Genomic DNA, 18,977 nt, shown 5'->3' on the forward strand with positions numbered 1-18,977 from the left:
CCGCTGGCATTGTTGCGGCGGGTCAATGGCGGCCACTGGCGCAGCAGCCGGTCCAGCATGCGGCCGCGCAGCCGCGCGCTGTTGACCGGCGCGCGCGGGTGCGCCGCCAGCGCGATCTCGTTCCAGTTGGCCCGGGCCAGCCGGTAGGCCACCAGCTGCTGGCCGAAGGGCTGCATCAGGACCGCCCACAAGGCCGCGAACACCAGCGCCGCCAGGCTTGCCAGGCTGCTGTTGAAAATGCCGGCGAAACTTGCCGCGGTCAGGTGCTGCGGGCCCGGGAACGATGCCGCCGTGACCGCCAGCAACACGCCGAACAGCGCATTGCGCGGCTGCGTGGTCATGGCGCCGATGACCAGGTAGGGGCCGCACAGCAGGGCGGCCAGCGAGCCAAAGTCATGGGCCAGCTGCAGCACCACGAACTGGTAGTACCAGGACAGCAACGCACAGCCGATGCTCCACGCGATCACCCGGCCGGCCATCAGCCGCGGCTCCGCGGTGGTGGCGATAAAGCAGCTGGCAAGCGCGGCCAGGCCGACCGGGACGGCGCCATCGACCCACCCCGACACCATCCACAGCAGGCCCGCGACGAAGGTGGCCGAGCCGGCGGTGGCGCCGCGGAACAACAGTTGCGCGTGGTCATGGTGCCGCGCCTGCCCGGCGGGTTCCACGCGGTAGCGCAGCGCGGTGGGCTCGCTCCCGCCCTGGCGCAGGCTGGCCTGCAGCAGGCGGCAGTCTTGCCAGAGGTCGCCCAGTTCGTCCAGGTAGGTGCAGGTCGCCGCGACCAGCCGTGCATGCCAGTCCGCGGGTGCGGCGGGCGTGGTGCCTGCCGGGTACCAGGAAGGCGGCGGCCGGGACGCGCAGGCGTCGCCGGCGATCCAGGCCAGCGTGGCGCGCATGCGCTGCGCGACGGTGTCAGGCATGCCCGCCGGATGCCGGTGCAAGGCGCCGGCGGCATCGGCCAGCGCCAGCACCAGCGGCAGCAGGGCCGTCATGCGCTGGTGCAGGGCACGTGCGCGCCGCAGGGTCAGGGCGCCGTCGGCTTCATAGGTCAGCTGCGCCAGCTGGGTTTCCATTGCCAGGATATCGGCGGCCAGCAGGCTGAAGCTGTCATGGCGCTGGCCCGCGCTGGCGCCGGCGGCCAGCACGTCGGTGATCCAGCGCGAGGCGTGGTCCAGCCACGCCGACGCGCGCGCGGCCAGCGCCGGCGTGGTGCGCGAGGGAAACACCACCGCGCTGACCACGCTGGCGCAGACGATGCCGATGACGATTTCCTCGATGCGGGTGAGGGCCACGTCGAAGACCGTGGCCGGGTTGGTGACCGTCGGCAGCGCCACGATCGGCAGCGTATAGGCGGCCAGCAGGCAGATGTAGTTGCGCGGCGCCGGCTCCAGCAAGGACAGGTAGAGCAGGGTGCCGGTCCAGCACGCGATCGCGGCCATCAGCAGCACCGGCTCGTCGACCAGCCAGGGCACCAGCGCCACCGCGCACACCGCGCCCAGCAGCGTGCCGAAGACGCGGTAGGTGCCCTTGGCATAGGTGGCGCCGGCCAGCGGGCTGGACACCAGGTAGACGGTGGCCATGGCCCAGTAGGGCCGCGGCAGCCCGAGCGCCAGCGCCACGTAGAGCGCCAGCATTGCCGCGCCGAACACCTTCAGCGAATGCAGCCAGGGTGCAAGGTCGGGGCGTCCCGCCCAGGCTGCCGCGAGCGTGTCGAACACGCCGGCGGTGCGCGCGGGCAGCGCGGGACGGGAGAGCGGGCCAGAGGACGGCATGGCTTCAGTTGGCAAGCCCGGCTGCCCGCATCAGCAGCTTCATCAGGCTGGCGCAGACGAAGACGGTGCCGACCCCCGCCAGCCACAGCGCCAGCAGCCAGCCCAGGCGGGCCGCCAGCCGCGATTGCGGGATCCTGGCCATCAGTGGTACCCCTCCCCGCGCTTGACCTTGCCGCGGAACACGTAATAGGACCAGGAGGTGTAGGCCAGGATGATCGGCACGATGAACAGGGTGCCGACCAGCGCGAAGCCCTGGCTTTGCGGGGGCGACGACGCATCGAAGATCGAGATAGACGGCGGGATGATATTGGGCCAGATGCTGATGGCAAGCCCGGTATAGCCCATGAAGATCATCAGCAGCGCGTACAGGAACGGCGACACGTTCGGGTGCTTGCGCAGGGACCGGTAGATGCCGAAGGCCGAGAACAGCACCAGCAGCGGCACCGGCAGGAAGAAGAACAGGTTGGGCAGCGCGAACCAGCGTTGCGCGATCTCCGGATGGGTCAGCGGCGTCCACACGCTCACCGCGGCGACCATTGCCAGCATCACGCCGGTCAGCACGTTGGTCACGCGCAGCATGGTCCATTGCAGGCGGCCCTCGGTCTTCATGATGAGCCAGGTGACCCCGAGGAAGGCATAGGTGATCACCACGCCCACGCCGCAGAAGACCGGGAACGGCGCCAGCCAGTCGAGCGCGCCGCCGGTGAAGGTGGCGCCTTCCATGGCGATGCCGTCGATATAGGCGCCCAGTGTCACGCCCTGGAAGAAGGCGGCGAGCACCGATCCCCACGTGAACGCGGCATCCCAGTAAGGGCGGCTGCGGTCGCTGGCCTTGAAGCGGAATTCAAAGGCCACGCCGCGGAAGATCAGCCCCATCAGCATGAACATCAGCGGCAGGTAGAAGGCGCTGAGCAGCACCGAGTAGGCCAGCGGGAAGGCGCCCAGCAGCGCCGCGCCGCCCAGCACCAGCCAGGTTTCGTTGCCGTCCCAGACCGGGGCCACCGTGTTCATCATGACGTCGCGGTCATGACGGTCGCCGACGAAGGGAAAGAGAATGCCGATGCCAAGATCGAATCCGTCCATGATGACGTACATCATCACACCGAAGAAGATCAGGGCGGCCCAGATAACGGGAAGGTTGATACCCATGTTGATCACCTGTTCAGGATTCGCGCTGGCCGTGCGGGGCCATCGGGTTGGGTGTGGAAGCCGCGGCGATGGCGGCGGGGACGACGCTGCCGGGGCCGTAGGACGGCTCTTCGTGCGGGTGCGCGTCGGGGGCGGGGCCGGCGCTGGCCAGCTTGAGCATGTAGCGGATGCCCACGCCGAAGCAGACGAAGTAGATCACCACGAACAGTGCCAGCGACAGCGCCACCGGGCCGGCCGCATGCGCGGAAACGGCATCATGGGTACGCAGCAGTCCATAGACCACCCACGGCTGGCGGCCGATCTCGGTGGTCATCCAGCCGGCCAGCAGCGCGACCAGGCCGGCGGGGCCCATCACCACCGCGAGGCGCAGGAAGGCCTTGGACCGGTACAGCGCGCCGTTGCGGCGCAGCACCCAGCCCAGCAGGCCGAACAGGATCATCGCCACCCCCAGGCCAACCATGATGCGGAAGGTGAAGAACAGCACTGTGGCATTGGGGCGGTCTTCCCTGGGGAAGTCCTTCAGGCCACGGATCTGGCCGTCAAGGCTGTGCGTGAGGATCAGGCTGCCCAGGCGCGGAATCTCGATGGCGTAGCGGGTTTCCTCGCGTTCCATGTCGGGGATGCCGAAGACGATCAGCGGGAAGCCGCCCTTGTCATCCTTGGCCGCGGTGTTCCAGTGCCCCTCCATCGCAGCGATCTTGGCGGGCTGGTGCTCCAGCGTGTTCAGGCCGTGGGCGTCGCCCACCACCGCCTGGATCGGCGCCGCGATCAGCACCATCCACAGCGCCATCGACAGCATCTTGCGGGCGGCGGGCACGGCGCGGTCATGCAGCAGCTGCCAGGCCGAGGATGCCGCCACGAACAGTGCCGTCGACAGCAGCGCGGCGATCACCATGTGCGCCAGGCGGTAGGGGAACGACGGGTTGAAGATTACCTCGAGCCAGTCGGTCGGCACCACCTTGCCGGCAACGATGACGTAGCCGGCCGGCGTATGCATCCAGCTGTTCGATGCCAGGATCCAGGTGGAGGAAATCATGGTGCCGAGCGCCACCATCACCGTCGAGAAGAAGTGCAGCCCTGGCCCGACCCGGTTCCAGCCGAACAGCATCACGCCCAGGAAGCCCGCTTCCAGGAAGAAGGCGGTCAGCACCTCGTAGGTCAGCAGCGGTCCGGTGACGCTCCCCGCAAACTGCGAGAAGCCGGACCAGTTGGTGCCGAACTCATAGGCCATGACCAGGCCGGAAACGACCCCCATGCCGAAGTTCAACGCGAAGATCTTGATCCAGAACTGGTACAGGGTCCTGTACACCGTGTCCTTGGTGTAGAGCCAGCGTGCTTCCAGGAACGCCAGGAAACATGCCAGCCCGATCGTGATGGCGGGAAATAATATGTGGAAGGAAACCGTGAATCCGAACTGGATTCGAGCGAGTTCCAGGGCTGTGAGTCCGTACATCGATGTGCTCTCCGTGGGGTGGCCGCCGGCACGACGGCGTGTCGCGCGAGACTGTGTCCGGTCCCGCAACGACGCATGGCGGGCAACTGGGCGATTTCATATCGGGTCAATTGCGGGACAGGACACCATGGACAAGCGTAAGGACTACAGCCTGCCCGCTAGGGATACAGTTCTTGCGGAACCGTTCAAGCTCAGTTCTTCAGGCCGGAAGCAGCGCTTGCCAGGCACTTCGCGCCACCGGTACAGATGACGCGATTGCGCGGGATCACAGTCATGCGACAGGATCCCGCGGCACCAGTCAGGAGGCTCTCGGGTGTGCGCTGCGAAGATGGATCAGGACGCAGCGGACGGCCGGCGCGAGCGCTCAGCTGAACAGCTTCATGGCCTTGCCGAGGGTCGACCAGATCCCCGCGCCCAGCGGGATCAGCACGTATGCCCAGAACGCGAGCAGCAGCAGCGTCTTGCCGAAAGTACGGTCGTCTTGCACGGTGGTGTCTCCTGTGTATTGGTATCGGAAGCCGGGGTGGCGCTCAGGCTGCGCTGGTGGCTTCGCGCAGGTGGTGGCGCTCATGCACCGGCCGGATCAGCAGGTTGCAGACGAACCCCGCCACCAGCAGGCCGGCCATGATGTGCAGGGTGTCGACATAGACCTCTGACCTGGGCACACCCATGGCCAGCTTGTGCTCGCGGATGTAGTTGACCAGCGCCGGGCCGGCAATGCCGGCGGCGGCCCAGGCGGTCAGCAGGCGGCCATGGATGCCGCCGACGTAGGCCGTGCCGAACATGTCCGCCAGGTAGGCGGGAATGGTGCTGAAGCCGCCGCCATACATGGTCAGGATCAGGAAGTAGCAGACCACGAACAGGGCCACGTTGCCGGACGAGCCGACGGCCGGCACCGCCATGTACAACGCGGCGCCGAAGGCGAAGAAGATGGCATAGGTGATCTTGCGGCCGAAGTAGTCGCTGGCGGAGCTCCACAGGAAGCGCCCCGTCATGTTGCCGATGCTGAGCAGGCCGACGAAGCCGGCGGCGGCTGCCGCAGTGATGCTGCCCTTGAAGGTTTCCTGGATCATCACCGCAGCCTGGCCCAGCACGCCGATGCCGGCGGTGATGTTCAGGAACAGGATCACCCACAGCAGGTAGAATTGCGGCGTCTTCAGCGCCTGGTCGATGTGCACGTTGGCGTGCGTGACCATCTTGCGGGCCTTGGTGGTGGGTACGTAGCCCGGGGGCGCCCAGCCCGGGGCCGGGATGCGGATGGCCAGCGCCCCGATCGACATCGAGATGAAGTAGATCACGCCCATCACCAGGAAGGTCTGAGCCACGCCCGCGCTGGTCGCGCTCTTGAAGTAGTTCATCAGCGCGACCGACAGCGGCGCGCCGATCATCGCGCCGCCGCCGAAGCCCATGATCGCCATGCCGGTGGCCATGCCGCGGCGGTCGGGAAACCAGCGGATCAGCGTGGACACCGGCGACACGTAGCCCAGCCCCAGCCCGATCCCGCCCAGCACGCCGTAGCCCAGGTACAGCAGCCAGATCTGGTGCAGCCAGATGCCCAGCGCCGAAACCAGGAAGCCGCCGCCGAAGCAGCACGCGGCCGTGAACATGGTGCGCCGCGGCCCGACCTTCTCCAGCCACTTGCCGGCAAAGGCGGCAGAGATGCCGAGGAAGAAGATCGCCAGCGAGAACACCCAGCCCAGCGTGGTCAGTTGCCAGTCGCCTGGCGCGGACTGCGTGACGCCGAGGATCCGCGTCAGCGGCTCGTTGAAGACCGAGAACGCATAGGCCTGGCCAATGCACAGGTGCACCGCCAGCGCGGCCGGCGGTACCATCCAGCGGTTGAAGCCGGGGCGGGCGATGATGGCCTCCTTGGAGAAGGCCGACGGGCGTGATGCTGGCCGGGACGGCGACGCGTGCTGGGACTTCTGCGAGGGCGTTTGCGCTTGCGCGGGGTATGACATGAAGGTGTCTCCTACCTGGAAGTGGCAGCCTCTTTTTTGCGCGTGATGCGACGGGCTGGAGTGCGTGGTTCAGCAAAAGCCATGCCCAAGGCGCAATCCCTTTGTCGTCAATGGATTGCGTCGCGCGGCCCCGCGCGCCGGGGCGCAGCCTTGGACAAAATGTCCGGACGGAGGCCCCTTGCCCGCGCCAAAATGTCCATGTGCGGCGGCCGGCTCGGTTTAATTCCCAATACAGCCGGGTGGCCGACTGTCGCTAGACTCTTCCCTTGCCCCGCAACAACTAAAGTGATGAGCGAAAGACAAAGCAACCCGCCCGATGCCGACAACTGGCAGCGTCGCACGATCCTGGTGGTGGACGACGAGGCCGGCATGCGTTCGTTCCTGTCGCGCGCGCTCGAAGGCAAGGTGGGCAGCGTGGTGACGGCCGACAGCGCCGAAGCGGGTGCCGCGCTGCTGGAGCAACGGCATTTCGACCTGATCCTGCTCGATGTGGCGCTGCCCGGTGCCAGCGGGATGGAGTGGCTCAAGGCACTGCGCGCGGCCGGCAACCCCGCCGACGTGATCCTGATGACGGCCTTCGCCGACATGGACACGGCGATTGCCGCGCTGCGCTCGGGCGCCGCAGACTTCATCGTCAAGCCGTTCCGGGTCGACCAGATGCTCAATGCGATCCGGCGCTGCTTCGACCGGACCCGGCTCACGCGCGAGAACTACCTGCTGCGCCGCGAGCTGGACAAGTACACCATCCACAAGCACTTCATCGGCGAGTCCGAAGCGATGAAGAAGGTCATGGCGCTGGTGGCACGGGTGGCACCGATGCCATCGACGGTACTGGTGACGGGCGAGTCCGGCACCGGCAAGGAAGTGGTGGCGCGCGAGCTGCATCGCCTGAGCGGACGGCAGGGCCAGTTCGTGCCGCTCAACTGCGGCGCGATGGCGCCCGAGATCATCGAAAGCGAATTGTTCGGCCACGCCAAGGGGGCCTTCACCGGCGCGGCCGGCGGGCGCCATGGCCTGTTTCTCTATGCCGACGGCGGCACGCTGTTCCTGGACGAGATCTCGGAGCTGCCGCTGCCGATGCAGGCCAAGCTGTTGCGGGTGATCGAGGACCGGCGCATCCGGCCGCTCGGCACCGAGCGCGAGATTGCCGTGGATGTGCGCATCGTCGCGGCCTGCAACCGCAACCTGGCCAACGAGGTCGCCGCCGGGCGCTTCCGCCAGGACCTGTTCTACCGGCTCGATGTCGTGTCCGTAGCCATCCCGCCGTTGCGCACGCGGCCGGAAGACATCGTGCCGCTGGCCGAGCATTTCTCGGAGCAGCTGTCGGCCCAGCTCGGGCTGCCGGCGGTGCCGCTGTCGCCCTCATTGATCCGGGTGCTCAAGGGCTACGACTGGCCAGGCAATGCGCGCGAACTGCGCAACCTGGTGGAGCGGGCGCTGATCCTTGGCGAATACCCGGTCGAGCTGCTCGCGCACCAGGCCGATCCGGCTCAAGCCAACCTTCCGGAGGAAGAGCGCGAGGATGCAGCCATGCCGGCCGACGACGGCACGCTGCTGGAGTCGGTGGAGCGGCGGCACATCCTGCAGGTGCTGGCGGCCGAGGGCGGCAACCGGGTGGAAGCGGCGCGCCGGCTTGGCATCTCGCGCCGCACGCTGGACCGCAAATGCCTGCAGTGGGGCCTGCGTCCTTGAGCCCGGCTGCGCTGCTGCGCCACTATCGCGCCTCGCTGCGGGCCAAGCTCGTATCCATCGTGGTCGCGCCCCTGCTGGTGGCGCTGCTGGCACTGCTGCTGATCATGGGGTTGTGGGGCAATCGCGCGTTCCAGGCCTTGCTTGCCTACAAGGTCAACAGCGACTTGCTGGTCGCCCACGAGTATTTCGAGCATATGGTGGGCGGCGTGGGCGACCGTGTCCTGCAGGAGGCGAGGTCATATGCGCTGGTGGACGGACTTCGCCGCGGCGGCGCCATGCCCGGGATCCTGGCTGACGCGCGGCGCACGCATGGGCTCGATTTCCTGCAGTTGCTCGATCCGCAAGGGCGGCTGCTTGCCGCTGCGCCTGCCGGTGCGGCAGGGGCGGACTACGCAGCCTGGCGCGTGGTGGCCAGCGCCGCCGCCGGCCGCACGGACGCCGCCACCGACGTATGGTCTGCCACGCAACTGGCCGCGGTTTCCGGCGAGCTTGCCCGACGCGCACAGGTGGCGCTACGCCCCACCGCCAACGCAGCGCCGACCGACAGGACCCAGGAAAGCCGCGGCATGGTGATGCACGCAGCCGCACCGGTATTTGACCAGGCGGGAACGCTGGTGGCGATCCTGCATGGCGGCACGCTGCTGAACCACAACCTCGGCTTCATCGACACGATCAACGCGCTGGTCTACCAGCCGGAATCGCTGCCTCGTGGCAGCGAGGGCACGGCGACCCTGTTTCTGGACGACACGCGCATTGCCACCAACGTTCGGCTGTTCCATGGCGAGCGCGCCCTGGGAACGCGGGTCTCCCGCGAGGTGCGCGACAAGGTGCTGCTGCGCGGCGAGAAATGGCTGGACCTGGCGTTCGTGGTCAGCGACTGGTACATGAGCGCCTATGAGCCGATCGTGGACAGCCGCGGCGAGCGGATCGGCATGCTCTATGTTGGCTATCTTGCCAGGCCCATCGGCCAGGTGAAGAACCTGGCTTTTGGGGTCCTGGTGGGCCTGTTCCTGCTGCTGGGCGTGGCGGGGTCGTTATTGGCCTTGTTCTGGGCCAGGCGCGTGTTCGCGCCGATGGCGCGGATGGTCGGCACCATGCAGGCGCTGAAGGCGGGCGACGCCGATGCGCGCGTGGGCCCGGTGCGCAGCGAAGACGAGCTCGGCCAGCTCGCCAGCCAGTTCGACCAGCTGCTGTCGGCCCTGCGGCAGCGCAATGACCAGCTCAGGGACTGGGCGGACTCGCTCGATCGCAAGGTGGCCGAGCGCACGCGCGAGCTGGAGGACGCAAACGCCGAGCTGCGTGCCACCCGGCAGCAGCTGATCACGTCGGAGAAGCTCGTCGTCGCAGGGCAACTTACAGCGGGCGTGGCACATGAGATCAACAATCCGATCGCGGTCATCCAGGGCAACCTGGACGTGGCGCGCGAGATTCTTGGCCCGGCTGCCGAGCCAGTCCGGCACGAGCTGAGGCTGATCGACGAGCAGGTGCGGCGTATCCACCTGCTGACCAACCGGCTGCTGCAGTTTGTCCGGCCAGAGGCCTACGCGGGCAATATGGAGCGCCTGGATGCGGGCGAGGTGGCGGCTGGCTGCGTCGACCTGGTCCAGCACATGCTGAAGGGCGCGTCGATCCGGGTCGAGCTGGACTGCCTGGCCACGCGGCAGGTGCGCATCAGCCGCAGCGAGCTGCAGCAGGTGGTGGTCAACCTGCTGACCAATGCCATCCACGCCATGCCCGAGGGCGGCACGCTCACGCTCGGCACGCGCGACTGGGACGGGCAGGGCGTGACGCTGCATGTGCGCGACACCGGGCACGGCATCCGGGAAGAAGACGTGCCCAACCTGTTCAATCCGTTCTTCACGACCAAGAAGCAGATGGGGACGGGCCTCGGGCTTTCCATCAGCTATGCGCTGGTGGAGCGCTACGGCGGCCGCATTACCGTGGAGAGCGCGGTGGGACAGGGGGCGGAGTTTATTGTCTGGCTGCGCGAGGACGGGGCGGCCCCGGCGCAGGCGGGGGCGGGCGGCGGCGTGCCATGACATGGCATGTTGGCGGCCCACGTGAGAGCACCAAGCCTTCCAAGCCAGGGTGATGCAGCGCGGTGCACGGTCCGAAGGAGCAGTTCAATCAGGCCGATCGACTCACCTGATCGGTTGCCCGATGGCAAGGAGGTTGCCCTCGCTGTCTCTGAACCAGGCACCTTTCTCGCCCAGGCCACCCTTGGACGGGTAGTTCCCCTGGACCTCGGCGATCCCGTTGATGGTCTTGAGGCCGGGAAGATCGTATTCTTCGAACACGACTCCCAGCTGCCGCAGCTCGCTAACGGTTGCCTGGATGTCATCGACCTCCCAGGCCATTTGTGTGTGATTGCCAGAGGCCGAGCCAGCCGACTCGAAAAGTACGAAGTAGCTGTTGCCGCACTTGTAGCGCAGGCCGCCGGGCCGTTCCTCAACTGGCTCAAGACCGAGCTTGCTCGAGTAGAAGGATCTCGCTCGCGCGAGGTCTTGCGCAGGAATCCTGGCCGCGACGTCACTGTTCTGAAGCATGGGAAACCCTCCTGGTCAAGGCTGGACCTGTGACTAGCTTAGGCGTGGGACGGGCGCTAGAGAAAGGGGTAGCAGCATGACGGTACTGGTTTTGGGATTGCTCATTTTTCTGGGTTCGCACTCGGTACGCATGGTTGCCGACCCATGGCGCACCGCGCAGATTGCCAGGCTCGGCCCCCGTCGCTGGAAAGGCTTGTACACCCTGGTTTCGATTGCCGGCCTGGCGCTGGTTGTCTGGGGCTACGGCCTGGCCAGCGCGGATCCTGTGATGGCCTGGACGGCGCCGGTGTGGGGGCGGCACGTTGCCGCATTGCTCACGATCCCGGCCTTTGTGCTGATTGCGGCGGCGTATGTGCCTCGCAACCGCATCAAGGCTGCGCTTGGCCATCCGATGCTGGCAGGCGTGCAGGCCTGGGCCCTGGGGCACCTTCTTGCCAACGGAACACTCGCGGCAGTGGTGCTGTTTGGCGCGTTCCTGGCGTGGGCGGTGGCGGACTTCGTGTCAGCGCGCCGGCGGGACCGGGAAGCAGGAACCAGCTACCCGGCCGGGACACCTGCGCGCGATGCGATGGTGGCGGTCGTCGGGCTGGCAGGCTGGGTGCTGTTCGGATTCGTGCTTCACGAATGGATGACTGGCGTGCGGGCGTTCGGATAGGCGAAGAATCTGGTCGTCAGCAGGACAGGTCGGGCAGCGCCTCATCCCGGCAGCGCAAAGGGATTAAACCCGGTCCGTTGATAGCCCTCCGCCGTCACAGCATCGTCCAGCGCCAGGGAGGCAAGGTCATCGGCCACGGCCTCGGCCTGCGGGTCGCGTTCCAGTGAGATCACCTTCAGGTAACCGTGGCACACCCCGCAGCTTTCGGCGCGCACCGTAGCTTCGGCGGTGTCGAAGCTGAGGTAGTCAAGCTCCGAGGCTTCGCCGCAGTTGGTGCATTTCGCCCGCACCATGTGCCACTGGCTCTCGCAGAGCGCGCAATGCAGATAGCGCATGCCCTGGCGGTCGCCGATCAGGATCAGGCTTGCCACGGGGGCAGTGCCGCAGACCGGGCAGGATGCGTGCTCGGCCGGGCCGCTGTCGGGCACGGGCGCCGCCCGCGCGGCGCTGGCACATTGCAGCGAGAGCGCAGCCCAGAGGAAGGGCGCGATTGCCGCCGGCACCGCATCAAAGCGGCCCTCGGTCAGCGCCTGGGCGGCGCCAAGGCGCGCATCCGCAGGGAGGGCGCGCAGCGCCGCAAGATGCGGGGCGACCGGGGCGGGAACATCGTGCGCGAGCCGCTCGATCAACCGATCAAGCAGGGCGCCCCAATGCCCCTCCTGCGGGATGGCCCTGGCGTCTGCCGGGGCGGACACATCGGCCTCGGCCACAAGCGATGCCTGCACCTCGGCCACGCGGGCGGCCAGGCGCAGGTAATCGGCAAGGTCGTGCCCTTCGGCCAGCGCGCGCAGGCGTGCGGCGCGGCGGCTGTAAAGACCGGCAAGGTCTGGCTGGATCAGCGGCGTGAAATGCCGGGAGGCCTCGTCCGATGGCAGTGTTCCCGGCGTGGCCTGATGCTGGTTCATGCCTCGTTCCCCTTCGCTTGCGCCGCTTTCGACTCCTTTGCCTGCAACTCGCCATACCAGCGGTCATGGTGCTGCCTGGCCCAGGCGCGCGAGACGTAGCCCGTCACCATGCCGGTGATCGAGCCGCGGACCCAGATCGCCAGATAGATGTGGCCCACGATCAGCAGGATCAGGCCGATCCCCGCGACGGAATGGGCCAGGATCGCCAGGCGGAGCACTGGAATCGGGAAATACTCGGCGAAATAGGCGCGCCACATGATCAGGCCGGAGACCAGCAGGGCCAGGATCGAAGCCATAATGAGCCAGAACAGCACCTTCTGGCCGGCGTTGTACTTGCCGATCTGCAGCGGTTCGCCACCATGCTGGTTCAGCAGCACTTCCCTGGCGCGGCGGAACCAGATCGCGTCGGTGCGCGCGGGCATGTTGTGGCCGACAAAGCGCCAGAACATGTAGCACAGCCCCGCGAACACCGCGATGCCCAGGAACGGGTGGAGCAGCCGTGCCATCTGCGGCGTGCCAAGGAAGCCGCTCAGCCAGCTCACCGTCGGGAAGAACCACGAGATTCCCGAAACCGCTGCAAGGAAGAAGCAGAGCACGATCGCCCAGTGACACAGCCGCTCGGCGAATTTCGTGCGCAGGATCCTGTCGTTGTTGGTCGCCATTTCCGGTCTCCGCTTATGCTGCGCCGTCAGTCGGGGCGTCGTGTTCGTCTGATTCGGTGATGTTGGGGCCGACCGCCATGAAATGCGCCGCCATGCCCACGACCGCCGCCGCGCCGACGAAGCCGGCTACGGGTTTCAGGCCATCCTTCCAGCCGGAGACCACCGAGCTGATCTCCGGGTCCTTCGGCAAGCCCGCGTAACGCTTCGGGTCGTCGGCATGTTGCAGCACATACATCACGTGGGTGCCGCCGACCCCCGCCGGGTCATACAGGCCGGCCCTGGCATAGCCGCGCTCATTCAACTCGGCCACGCGCTCGCCGGCAAGGGATTGCATCTCTGCCTTCGAGCCAAAGGCGATGGCGCCGGTCGGGCAGGTCTTGACGCAGGCAGGCTCCTGCCCGACCGAGACGCGGTCCGAGCACAGCGTGCACTTGTAGGCCTTGTTGTCCAGCTTGGAAATACGCGGCACGTCGAAGGGGCAGCCCGCGACGCAATAGCCGCAGCCGATGCACAGGTCGGACTGGAAGTCGACGATGCCGTTGGCGTACTGGACGATGGCGCCCGGCGCCGGGCAGGCTTTCAGGCAGCCGGGATCCTCGCAATGCATGCAGCCGTCCTTGCGGATCAGCCATTCCAGCTTGCCCGCCTGGTCCTCATGCTCGGTGAAGCGCATCAGGGTCCAGGTGTTGGGCGACAGGTCGCGCGGATTGTCGTAGACGCCGACATTCTCCTGCACGTCGCCGCGCAGGTCGTTCCATTCGTTGCAGGCGACCTGGCACGCCTTGCAGCCGATGCAGATCGACACGTCGATCAGCTTGGCCACTTCCATCTGATGGTCGCGGATACGAGGGGCGGGTGTCAGCTCCGACGAGGCCGAGCTACGGATGATGTTCTGCGAGTTCATGTTTGCGCTCCCGCCACTTTTTCAATGTTTACAAGGAATGCCTTGAATTCCGGCGTTTGCGAATTGGCGTCGCCGACACCGGGCGCAAGCGTGTTGGCGAGATAGCCCTTGCGGGTCGCCCCCTCGAAGCCCCAATGGCAGGGGATGCCGATCTGATCGACCGCCTGCCCGGCCACCCGGAGCGTGCGCATGCGCTTGGTCACCACGGCCTTGGCAGTGATATGGCCGCGCTTGGTCGTGATCTTCACTGTGTCGCCATGCGCGATGCCCTTGTCCGCGGCCAGCTTTTCGCCGATCTCGACGAATTGCTCGGGCTGGAGCATGGCGTTCAGGTGCGAGTGCTTGGTCCAGTGGCGGAACAGTTCCGTGATGGAATAGGTCGTGGCGACATAGGGGAACTCGGTGCGGTTGCCCATCCGCTGCGCATCGTTCTGGAAGATGCGGGCGGTCGGGTTGTGCGTGACCTTGTCGTGCAGGGGGTTCTTGGCGATCGGGCTTTCAACCGGCTCGTAATGCTCGGGGAAGGGGCCGTCGGTCATGCCGCCGACGGAGAACAGGCGCCCGACGCCTTCGGGCAGCATGATGAAGGGGCCGACGGGCGTGCCGGGCGCCGCAGTGAGCGGAAAGTCGGGCACGTCAGCGCCCACCCATTTCTCGCCGTTCCAATGCAGGATCTGGCGCTTGGGGTCCCAGGGGTTCCCCATCTCGTCCATCGAGGCGCGGTTGTAGAGGATGCGGCGGTTCGCGGGCCACGACCAGGCCCAGCCCGGCGTGTTGCCCAGGCCGGTGTCGGTGTTGTCGCGCCTGGCCATCTGGTTGCCCGCCTCGGTCCAGGAACCGGCGAAGATCCAGCAGTAGCTTGAGGTGGTGCCGTCGTCGCGCAGTTGGGCGAACGAATCCAGCAGCTGGCCCTTGCGCAGGATCTTCTTGCCGGTCTCGTCGAACACGTCTGCCAGCGCGTAGCCATTGGCTTCCTTGGCCATTTCCTCGGGATGCGGGCTGTGCGGATCGTGATAGGTCGCCTCGTCCCAGGTCATGTGCAGCACCTGTTCCGGGCAGGCGCCGCCTTCCTTCTCGTAGAGCCGCCGCAGCTCCATCATGATGCCGCCGAGGATGGCCGGGTCATGACGCGCCTCGCCCGGCGGCTGCTGGCCCGCGTAGTGCCATTGCAGCCAGCGGCCGGAGTTCACGACCGTCCCGTCTTCCTCGGCAAAGCAGCTCGACGGCAGCCGGAAGACCTCGGTCATGATCTCTTCGGTCTTGACGTCGTTGAACTTGCCTTCGTTGCGCCAGAAGTTGGAGGTCTCGGTCACCAGCGGGTCGATGACCACGAGGAACTTCAGTTTCGACAGCGCGGCCGAGGTCTTGTTCTTGTCAGGCATCGCCGCCAGCGGGTTGAACCCCTGGACGACATAGCCGTTGACCTTGCCCTCGTACATCAGGTCGAAATAGGCCAGCATGTCGTAGCTGCGGTCCCATTTCGGCAGCAGGTCGAAGGCCCAGTTGTTTTCCGCAGTGGCATGCTTGCCGAACAGGTTCTTCTGCAGTGAGACGAAGAACTTGGGCAGGTTCTTCCAGTAGTTCACCTGATCGGGCAGCACGGCCTTGGGCGTGGCATCGGCCAGGTATTGCTTCAGGGTCTGCTGCCTGTCGGCGGGCAGGTCCATGTAGCCCGGCAGCCGCACTGACAGCAGGCCAAGGTCGGTATAGCCCTGGATATTGGAATGCCCGCGCAGCGCATTGACGCCGCCGCCGGACATACCGACATTGCCCAGCAGCAGCTGGATCATCGCGGCGCCGCGGATGATCTGCGCGCCACCGGTGTGGTGCGTCCAGCCGAGTGCGTAAAGCCAGGTCAGGGTCTTGTCCTTCGCCGAGCACGAGCCGACGATCTCGGCGATCTGCAGGAAGTCGGCCTTGCGGACGCCGGTGATCTCCTCGACCTTCTCGGGCGTGTAGCGTGACACGTGCTGCTTCAGCAGGCTCAGCACGCAGCGCGGATGGCGCATCGAGGGATCGCGTTTCGCGTTCCCCGCCGCGTCCAGCTCATAGTTCCAGGAGGATTTGTCGTAGACGAGCTTCTGCGGATCGAAGCCCGAGAACAACCCTTCGTCGAAGCCGAAATCCTCGCGTACGATCAGCGACGCGTTGGTGTACGCGCGTACATAGTCGTGCTGGATCTTGTCGTGCTGCAGCAGCCAGTTGACCATGCCCATCAGGAATGCCGTGTCCGACCCCGCCCGGATCGGCGAGAAGATATCGGCAACCGAGGCGGTGCGGTTGAAGCGCGGATCAATGACGATGACCTTGGCCTTGTTCCTGATCTTGGCCTCGATCACCCACTTGAAGCCGACCGGATGGGCCTCGGCCGGGTTGCCGCCCATGACGATGACGACATTGGCGTTCTTGATGTCCACCCAGTGATTCGTCATCGCGCCGCGCCCGAAGGACGGCCCCAGCGCCGAAACCGTTGGCCCGTGGCACAGGCGCGCCTGGCAGTCCAGCGCCAGCATGCCCAGCGATCGGGCAAACTTGAAGTCGAGAACCCCGGTTTCGTTAGATGCCGCCGACGAGGCGAGCATGCCCGAACTGAGCCAGCGGTTGACCAGCTGGCCCTTGTCGTTGCGCGCGATGAAGTTCTTGTCGCGGTCGTCCTTCAGCAGGCGGGCGATGCGCCTGGTCGCATCGTCCCAACTGATGCGCACCCACTCCTTTGATCCCGGCGCGCGATATTCCGGATACTGCAACCGGTTCTTCGAATGGACGATGTCCAGCAGCCCGGCGCCCTTGGGACAGAGCGAACCACGGCTGACCGGGTGATCGGGATCCCCCTCGATGTGGAAGATGCGGGGCTTCGCGTTCCTGGCGCCGTCACCCAGCGAATACATCAGCAGGCCGCACCCGACCGAGCAATAGGTGCAGTTGTTGCGCGTCTCTTTCGCACGCAGCAGCTTGTAGGGGCGCACGCCGGCAGGCGCCTGCGCCCAGGCAGTACCCAGGCCCAGCGCCGAGGCCGAGACGGCAACAGATCCAAAGCCAAGGATCTTGAGGAACTGCCGACGTCCGATATTGGTGGTGTAGGTCATCGTGGTCTCATCGTCATTTCTTCTTCCGCCCATCCCTGCTGCCAGGGGTGGGGGCGATCGCATTCGAGACCCGCAGCTTCATTTGGGCGCACGTATCCTCGGGGCGTCCGGATCGCGATCGATCACGGAGATGCCCCGTCCGGCACGTCCCTGAGGTGCATGCGCAAGAGGATGACCAACCACAAATGACGTCGCGGCGCCGGTCACGACGCGACGTCATCCGTGCCGGTTTTCCGCGCGCACGGCTCCACGAGCGGAGAAATGCCGCTCAGGTTCGAATGCAGACTAATTTGGATAAGCGATGAGAATGAGCCCGAAACGCCCTGCGGATTGCCCTGCAGATGCGCGGCCCCACCGGGGCACGACGTCGGGACGGGTATCGCTCGCTGAGGAGCGTAGCACGACCGGCCGATTACTCCAAATAGGGGAAAGTCCGGTTCGGCGCGGGCGGCTCATGCCCCAAGGAAGCGTCACGCTTGACTTCCATGCTGGCCGTTTCTACCAATGATATTGAACAGAACGGCAATTGGCCTGTGCCGCTGGCATTCCTGCATGCGGCGAGGGCTTGAAGATCTTTGCACTCCATGGGCTGGCAGAGGCCAGATGAGTGATGACGCAAGAGCTGACATTTCGCGCCCTGCTGTACCGCTACTTCTTCTTCGGCTGGCTGTACCGGGACGCCAGCAAAGGCAACCGCGCTGAACGAGCCCTCGCCTGGCATTTCAACAAGGCGCGCGCGCATTGGCTGCTAACCTACATGCGGCGCTGGCTCTGGTGCGGTGTCTGCTGCTATGGGCTGGGTAGCGTGGTGGAGTTGGTGCTGTCCGCGCCTGCGCTGTCAGCACTCTTCTACGTGCCCGGAGCGCTCTGCGTGCCGGTCAATGTTGTCATCGTGGTGCTCTGGGTCGGCCTGAAGACGCTGCCCGGGCCGCTGTAAGCGGCGACCGGCTGGGCTGGCATCCGGCTGCGACGCCAGGAATGGCGCATGGGCGACCACTTCGCCCCCTCAATCCGCCGTTGCGCCCGACCGTTTCACGACTGTCGCCCACTTCCGAATCTCGCTATCCACAAACTTCCCCGTCTCAACCGGAGTCATCGGCATCGGCTCCGACCCGCGATCCGTAATGAACTTGTGCAGTTCGGGCGATTGCAGTGCCTTCACCGTCTCCGCATTGAGCTGATTGACGATTGCCGGCGGCGTGCCCGCGGGCGCCATCATCACCGCCCATCCAAGCGCTTCGAAACCCGGTACGCCTTCCTCACGCACGGTTGGCACCGACCGCAACTGCGGCACGCGCTTTGACGTTGTTACAGCAAGCGGCACGGCCTTGCTGGTCTGGATCAGCGGCAGGGCGGCGGTCACGGAATCGACCATCAGCGGAATCTGGTTGCCCAGGAAATCCGCCTGCGCGGGGCCGCTGCCCTTGTAGGGAATATGCACGATAAACACGCCGGTCTGCGCTTTGAGCATCTCGGCAGACAGGTGCTGCGTGCCGCCGATGCCAGCGCTGGCATAGCTGTACTTGCCCGGTGCGGCCTTGGCCTTGGCGATCAGGTCGCGCAATGACGTGAAGCCCGATTGTGGCGTAGCCAGGAACACCAGCGGCACCGAGAACACACCCGAGATCGGCGCGAAGTCCTGACGCGGATCGTAATTGGTCTTCTTGTACAGCGTCTGGTTGATGGCCATCGCGCTGCCGCCCATGACGAGCGTGTAGCCGTCTGCCGGGGCTTTCGCGGCCACTTCCATGCCGATGTTGCCGCCGGCGCCGGCGCGGTTTTCCACCACGATTGACTGGCCTAGCTGCTTGCCCAGCCTCTCGGCCAGGGCGCGCGCGAAGATGTCAGTGGCCTGTCCGGGCGGGAACGGCACGATCAGCTTGATAGGGCGGTCCGGATAGGCGGCGCGGGCGGTGCTGGCGACGGCCAGCAGCAGCGCAACAATGTGTTTGCTCGACGGCTTCAACGGAATCTCCTCGAATGATTGTCGGTGTGTGACGAGGCGCCCGGATCCCGGAAGAGGGCAAGGTGACGCGCGCGTCTAATATCGATGTTATGGGTCAAATGCCTGGGCGCGCACCGCGCTTCGCCCGCCCCCAGGATCAACTGTCAAATTTTATTGAACATTTTGTCAATGTGAAGAGGGATTGTATAGCGTATTTATCCAAGCAAGAATGCTAGGCTGACCGCGA

General features: G+C 66.1%; 16 protein-coding genes. 4 read left to right on the plus strand and 12 right to left on the minus strand.

Going from position 1 to position 18,977, the window contains the following annotated elements:
- The 6 genes from C265_RS26770 to C265_RS26785 all read right to left on the minus strand — a co-directional run.
- Positions 1-1,787: FUSC family protein (locus C265_RS26770; protein WP_246840255.1), on the minus strand; the 1,787-nt coding region annotated here is incomplete at its 3' end.
- A complete protein-coding gene (locus C265_RS31865) occupies positions 1,777-1,914 on the minus strand; it encodes a DUF2474 family protein (protein ID WP_010809252.1) in 138 nt (45 codons plus the stop codon). The genes C265_RS26770 and C265_RS31865, both read right to left, overlap by 11 nt.
- Complete coding sequence (gene cydB / locus C265_RS26775; protein ID WP_010809253.1) at positions 1,914-2,921, minus strand: cytochrome d ubiquinol oxidase subunit II; 1,008 nt, start codon at positions 2,919-2,921, stop codon at positions 1,914-1,916. The genes C265_RS31865 and cydB overlap by 1 nt, the downstream gene beginning before the upstream one ends.
- A gap of 13 nt (positions 2,922-2,934) precedes the next feature.
- Positions 2,935-4,374, minus strand: a complete 1,440-nt coding sequence (locus C265_RS26780) for a cytochrome ubiquinol oxidase subunit I (RefSeq protein ID WP_010809254.1) — start codon at positions 4,372-4,374, stop codon at positions 2,935-2,937.
- A gap of 364 nt (positions 4,375-4,738) precedes the next feature.
- On the minus strand, positions 4,739-4,861 hold the full coding sequence (locus C265_RS33105; protein ID WP_010809255.1) for a hypothetical protein: 123 nt from the start codon (positions 4,859-4,861) through the stop codon (positions 4,739-4,741).
- Positions 4,862-4,904: 43 nt separating this feature from the next.
- Positions 4,905-6,335 (minus strand): OFA family MFS transporter, encoded by a 1,431-nt coding sequence (locus C265_RS26785; RefSeq protein ID WP_010809256.1) that lies wholly within the window; start codon positions 6,333-6,335, stop codon positions 4,905-4,907.
- A 288-nt stretch (positions 6,336-6,623) separates the two neighbouring features.
- Between C265_RS26785 and C265_RS26790 the strand changes: the two genes are divergently transcribed.
- Together C265_RS26790 and C265_RS26795 are read left to right on the plus strand one after the other, a co-directional pair.
- Positions 6,624-8,027: a sigma-54 dependent transcriptional regulator gene (locus tag C265_RS26790; protein WP_010809257.1), complete on the plus strand. Its 1,404-nt coding sequence runs from the start codon at positions 6,624-6,626 to the stop codon at positions 8,025-8,027.
- The gene (locus tag C265_RS26795) at positions 8,000-10,066 is read left to right on the plus strand and encodes a cache domain-containing protein (protein WP_052181686.1); all 2,067 of its coding nucleotides are present in this window, start codon (positions 8,000-8,002) and stop codon (positions 10,064-10,066) included. Before C265_RS26790 ends, C265_RS26795 begins: the two co-directional genes overlap by 28 nt.
- Before the next feature lie 102 nt (positions 10,067-10,168).
- Here C265_RS26795 and C265_RS26800 read toward each other — a convergent pair whose 3' ends face one another.
- The gene (locus tag C265_RS26800) at positions 10,169-10,573 is read right to left on the minus strand and encodes a VOC family protein (RefSeq protein WP_010809259.1); all 405 of its coding nucleotides are present in this window, start codon (positions 10,571-10,573) and stop codon (positions 10,169-10,171) included.
- A 76-nt stretch (positions 10,574-10,649) separates the two neighbouring features.
- Here C265_RS26800 and C265_RS26805 point away from each other — a divergent pair, with 76 nt between their 5' ends.
- Entirely contained in the window at positions 10,650-11,228 is a 579-nt protein-coding gene (locus tag C265_RS26805) for an NnrU family protein (RefSeq protein WP_037025411.1), read from the plus strand.
- 41 nt (positions 11,229-11,269) lie between these two features.
- Here C265_RS26805 and fdhE read toward each other — a convergent pair whose 3' ends face one another.
- The 4 genes from fdhE to fdnG are packed head-to-tail and all read right to left on the minus strand — an operon-like array spanning position 11,270 to position 16,785.
- Positions 11,270-12,133, minus strand: coding sequence for a formate dehydrogenase accessory protein FdhE (gene fdhE / locus C265_RS26810; RefSeq protein WP_010809261.1), 864 nt, complete (start codon positions 12,131-12,133; stop codon positions 11,270-11,272).
- On the minus strand, positions 12,130-12,795 hold the full coding sequence (locus tag C265_RS26815) for a formate dehydrogenase subunit gamma (RefSeq protein ID WP_010809262.1): 666 nt from the start codon (positions 12,793-12,795) through the stop codon (positions 12,130-12,132). Before C265_RS26815 ends, fdhE begins: the two co-directional genes overlap by 4 nt.
- A 13-nt stretch (positions 12,796-12,808) precedes the next feature.
- Complete coding sequence (gene fdxH / locus C265_RS26820; protein WP_010809263.1) at positions 12,809-13,699, minus strand: formate dehydrogenase subunit beta; 891 nt, start codon at positions 13,697-13,699, stop codon at positions 12,809-12,811.
- On the minus strand, positions 13,696-16,785 hold the full coding sequence (gene fdnG, locus C265_RS26825; RefSeq protein ID WP_010809264.1) for a formate dehydrogenase-N subunit alpha: 3,090 nt from the start codon (positions 16,783-16,785) through the stop codon (positions 13,696-13,698). The genes fdxH and fdnG overlap by 4 nt, the downstream gene beginning before the upstream one ends.
- 610 nt (positions 16,786-17,395) lie before the next feature.
- Here fdnG and C265_RS26830 point away from each other — a divergent pair.
- On the plus strand, positions 17,396-17,722 hold the full coding sequence (locus C265_RS26830; RefSeq protein ID WP_010809265.1) for a hypothetical protein: 327 nt from the start codon (positions 17,396-17,398) through the stop codon (positions 17,720-17,722).
- Positions 17,723-17,791: 69 nt separating this feature from the next.
- Here the strand turns inward: C265_RS26830 and C265_RS26835 are convergent, their stop codons facing one another.
- Positions 17,792-18,751, minus strand: a complete 960-nt coding sequence (locus C265_RS26835; RefSeq protein WP_010809266.1) for a tripartite tricarboxylate transporter substrate binding protein — start codon at positions 18,749-18,751, stop codon at positions 17,792-17,794.
- Positions 18,752-18,977: the final 226 nt, after the last annotated feature.

This window comes from Cupriavidus sp. GA3-3 (assembly GCF_000389805.1).
Taxonomy (GTDB): Bacteria; Pseudomonadota; Gammaproteobacteria; order Burkholderiales; family Burkholderiaceae; genus Cupriavidus; species Cupriavidus necator_D.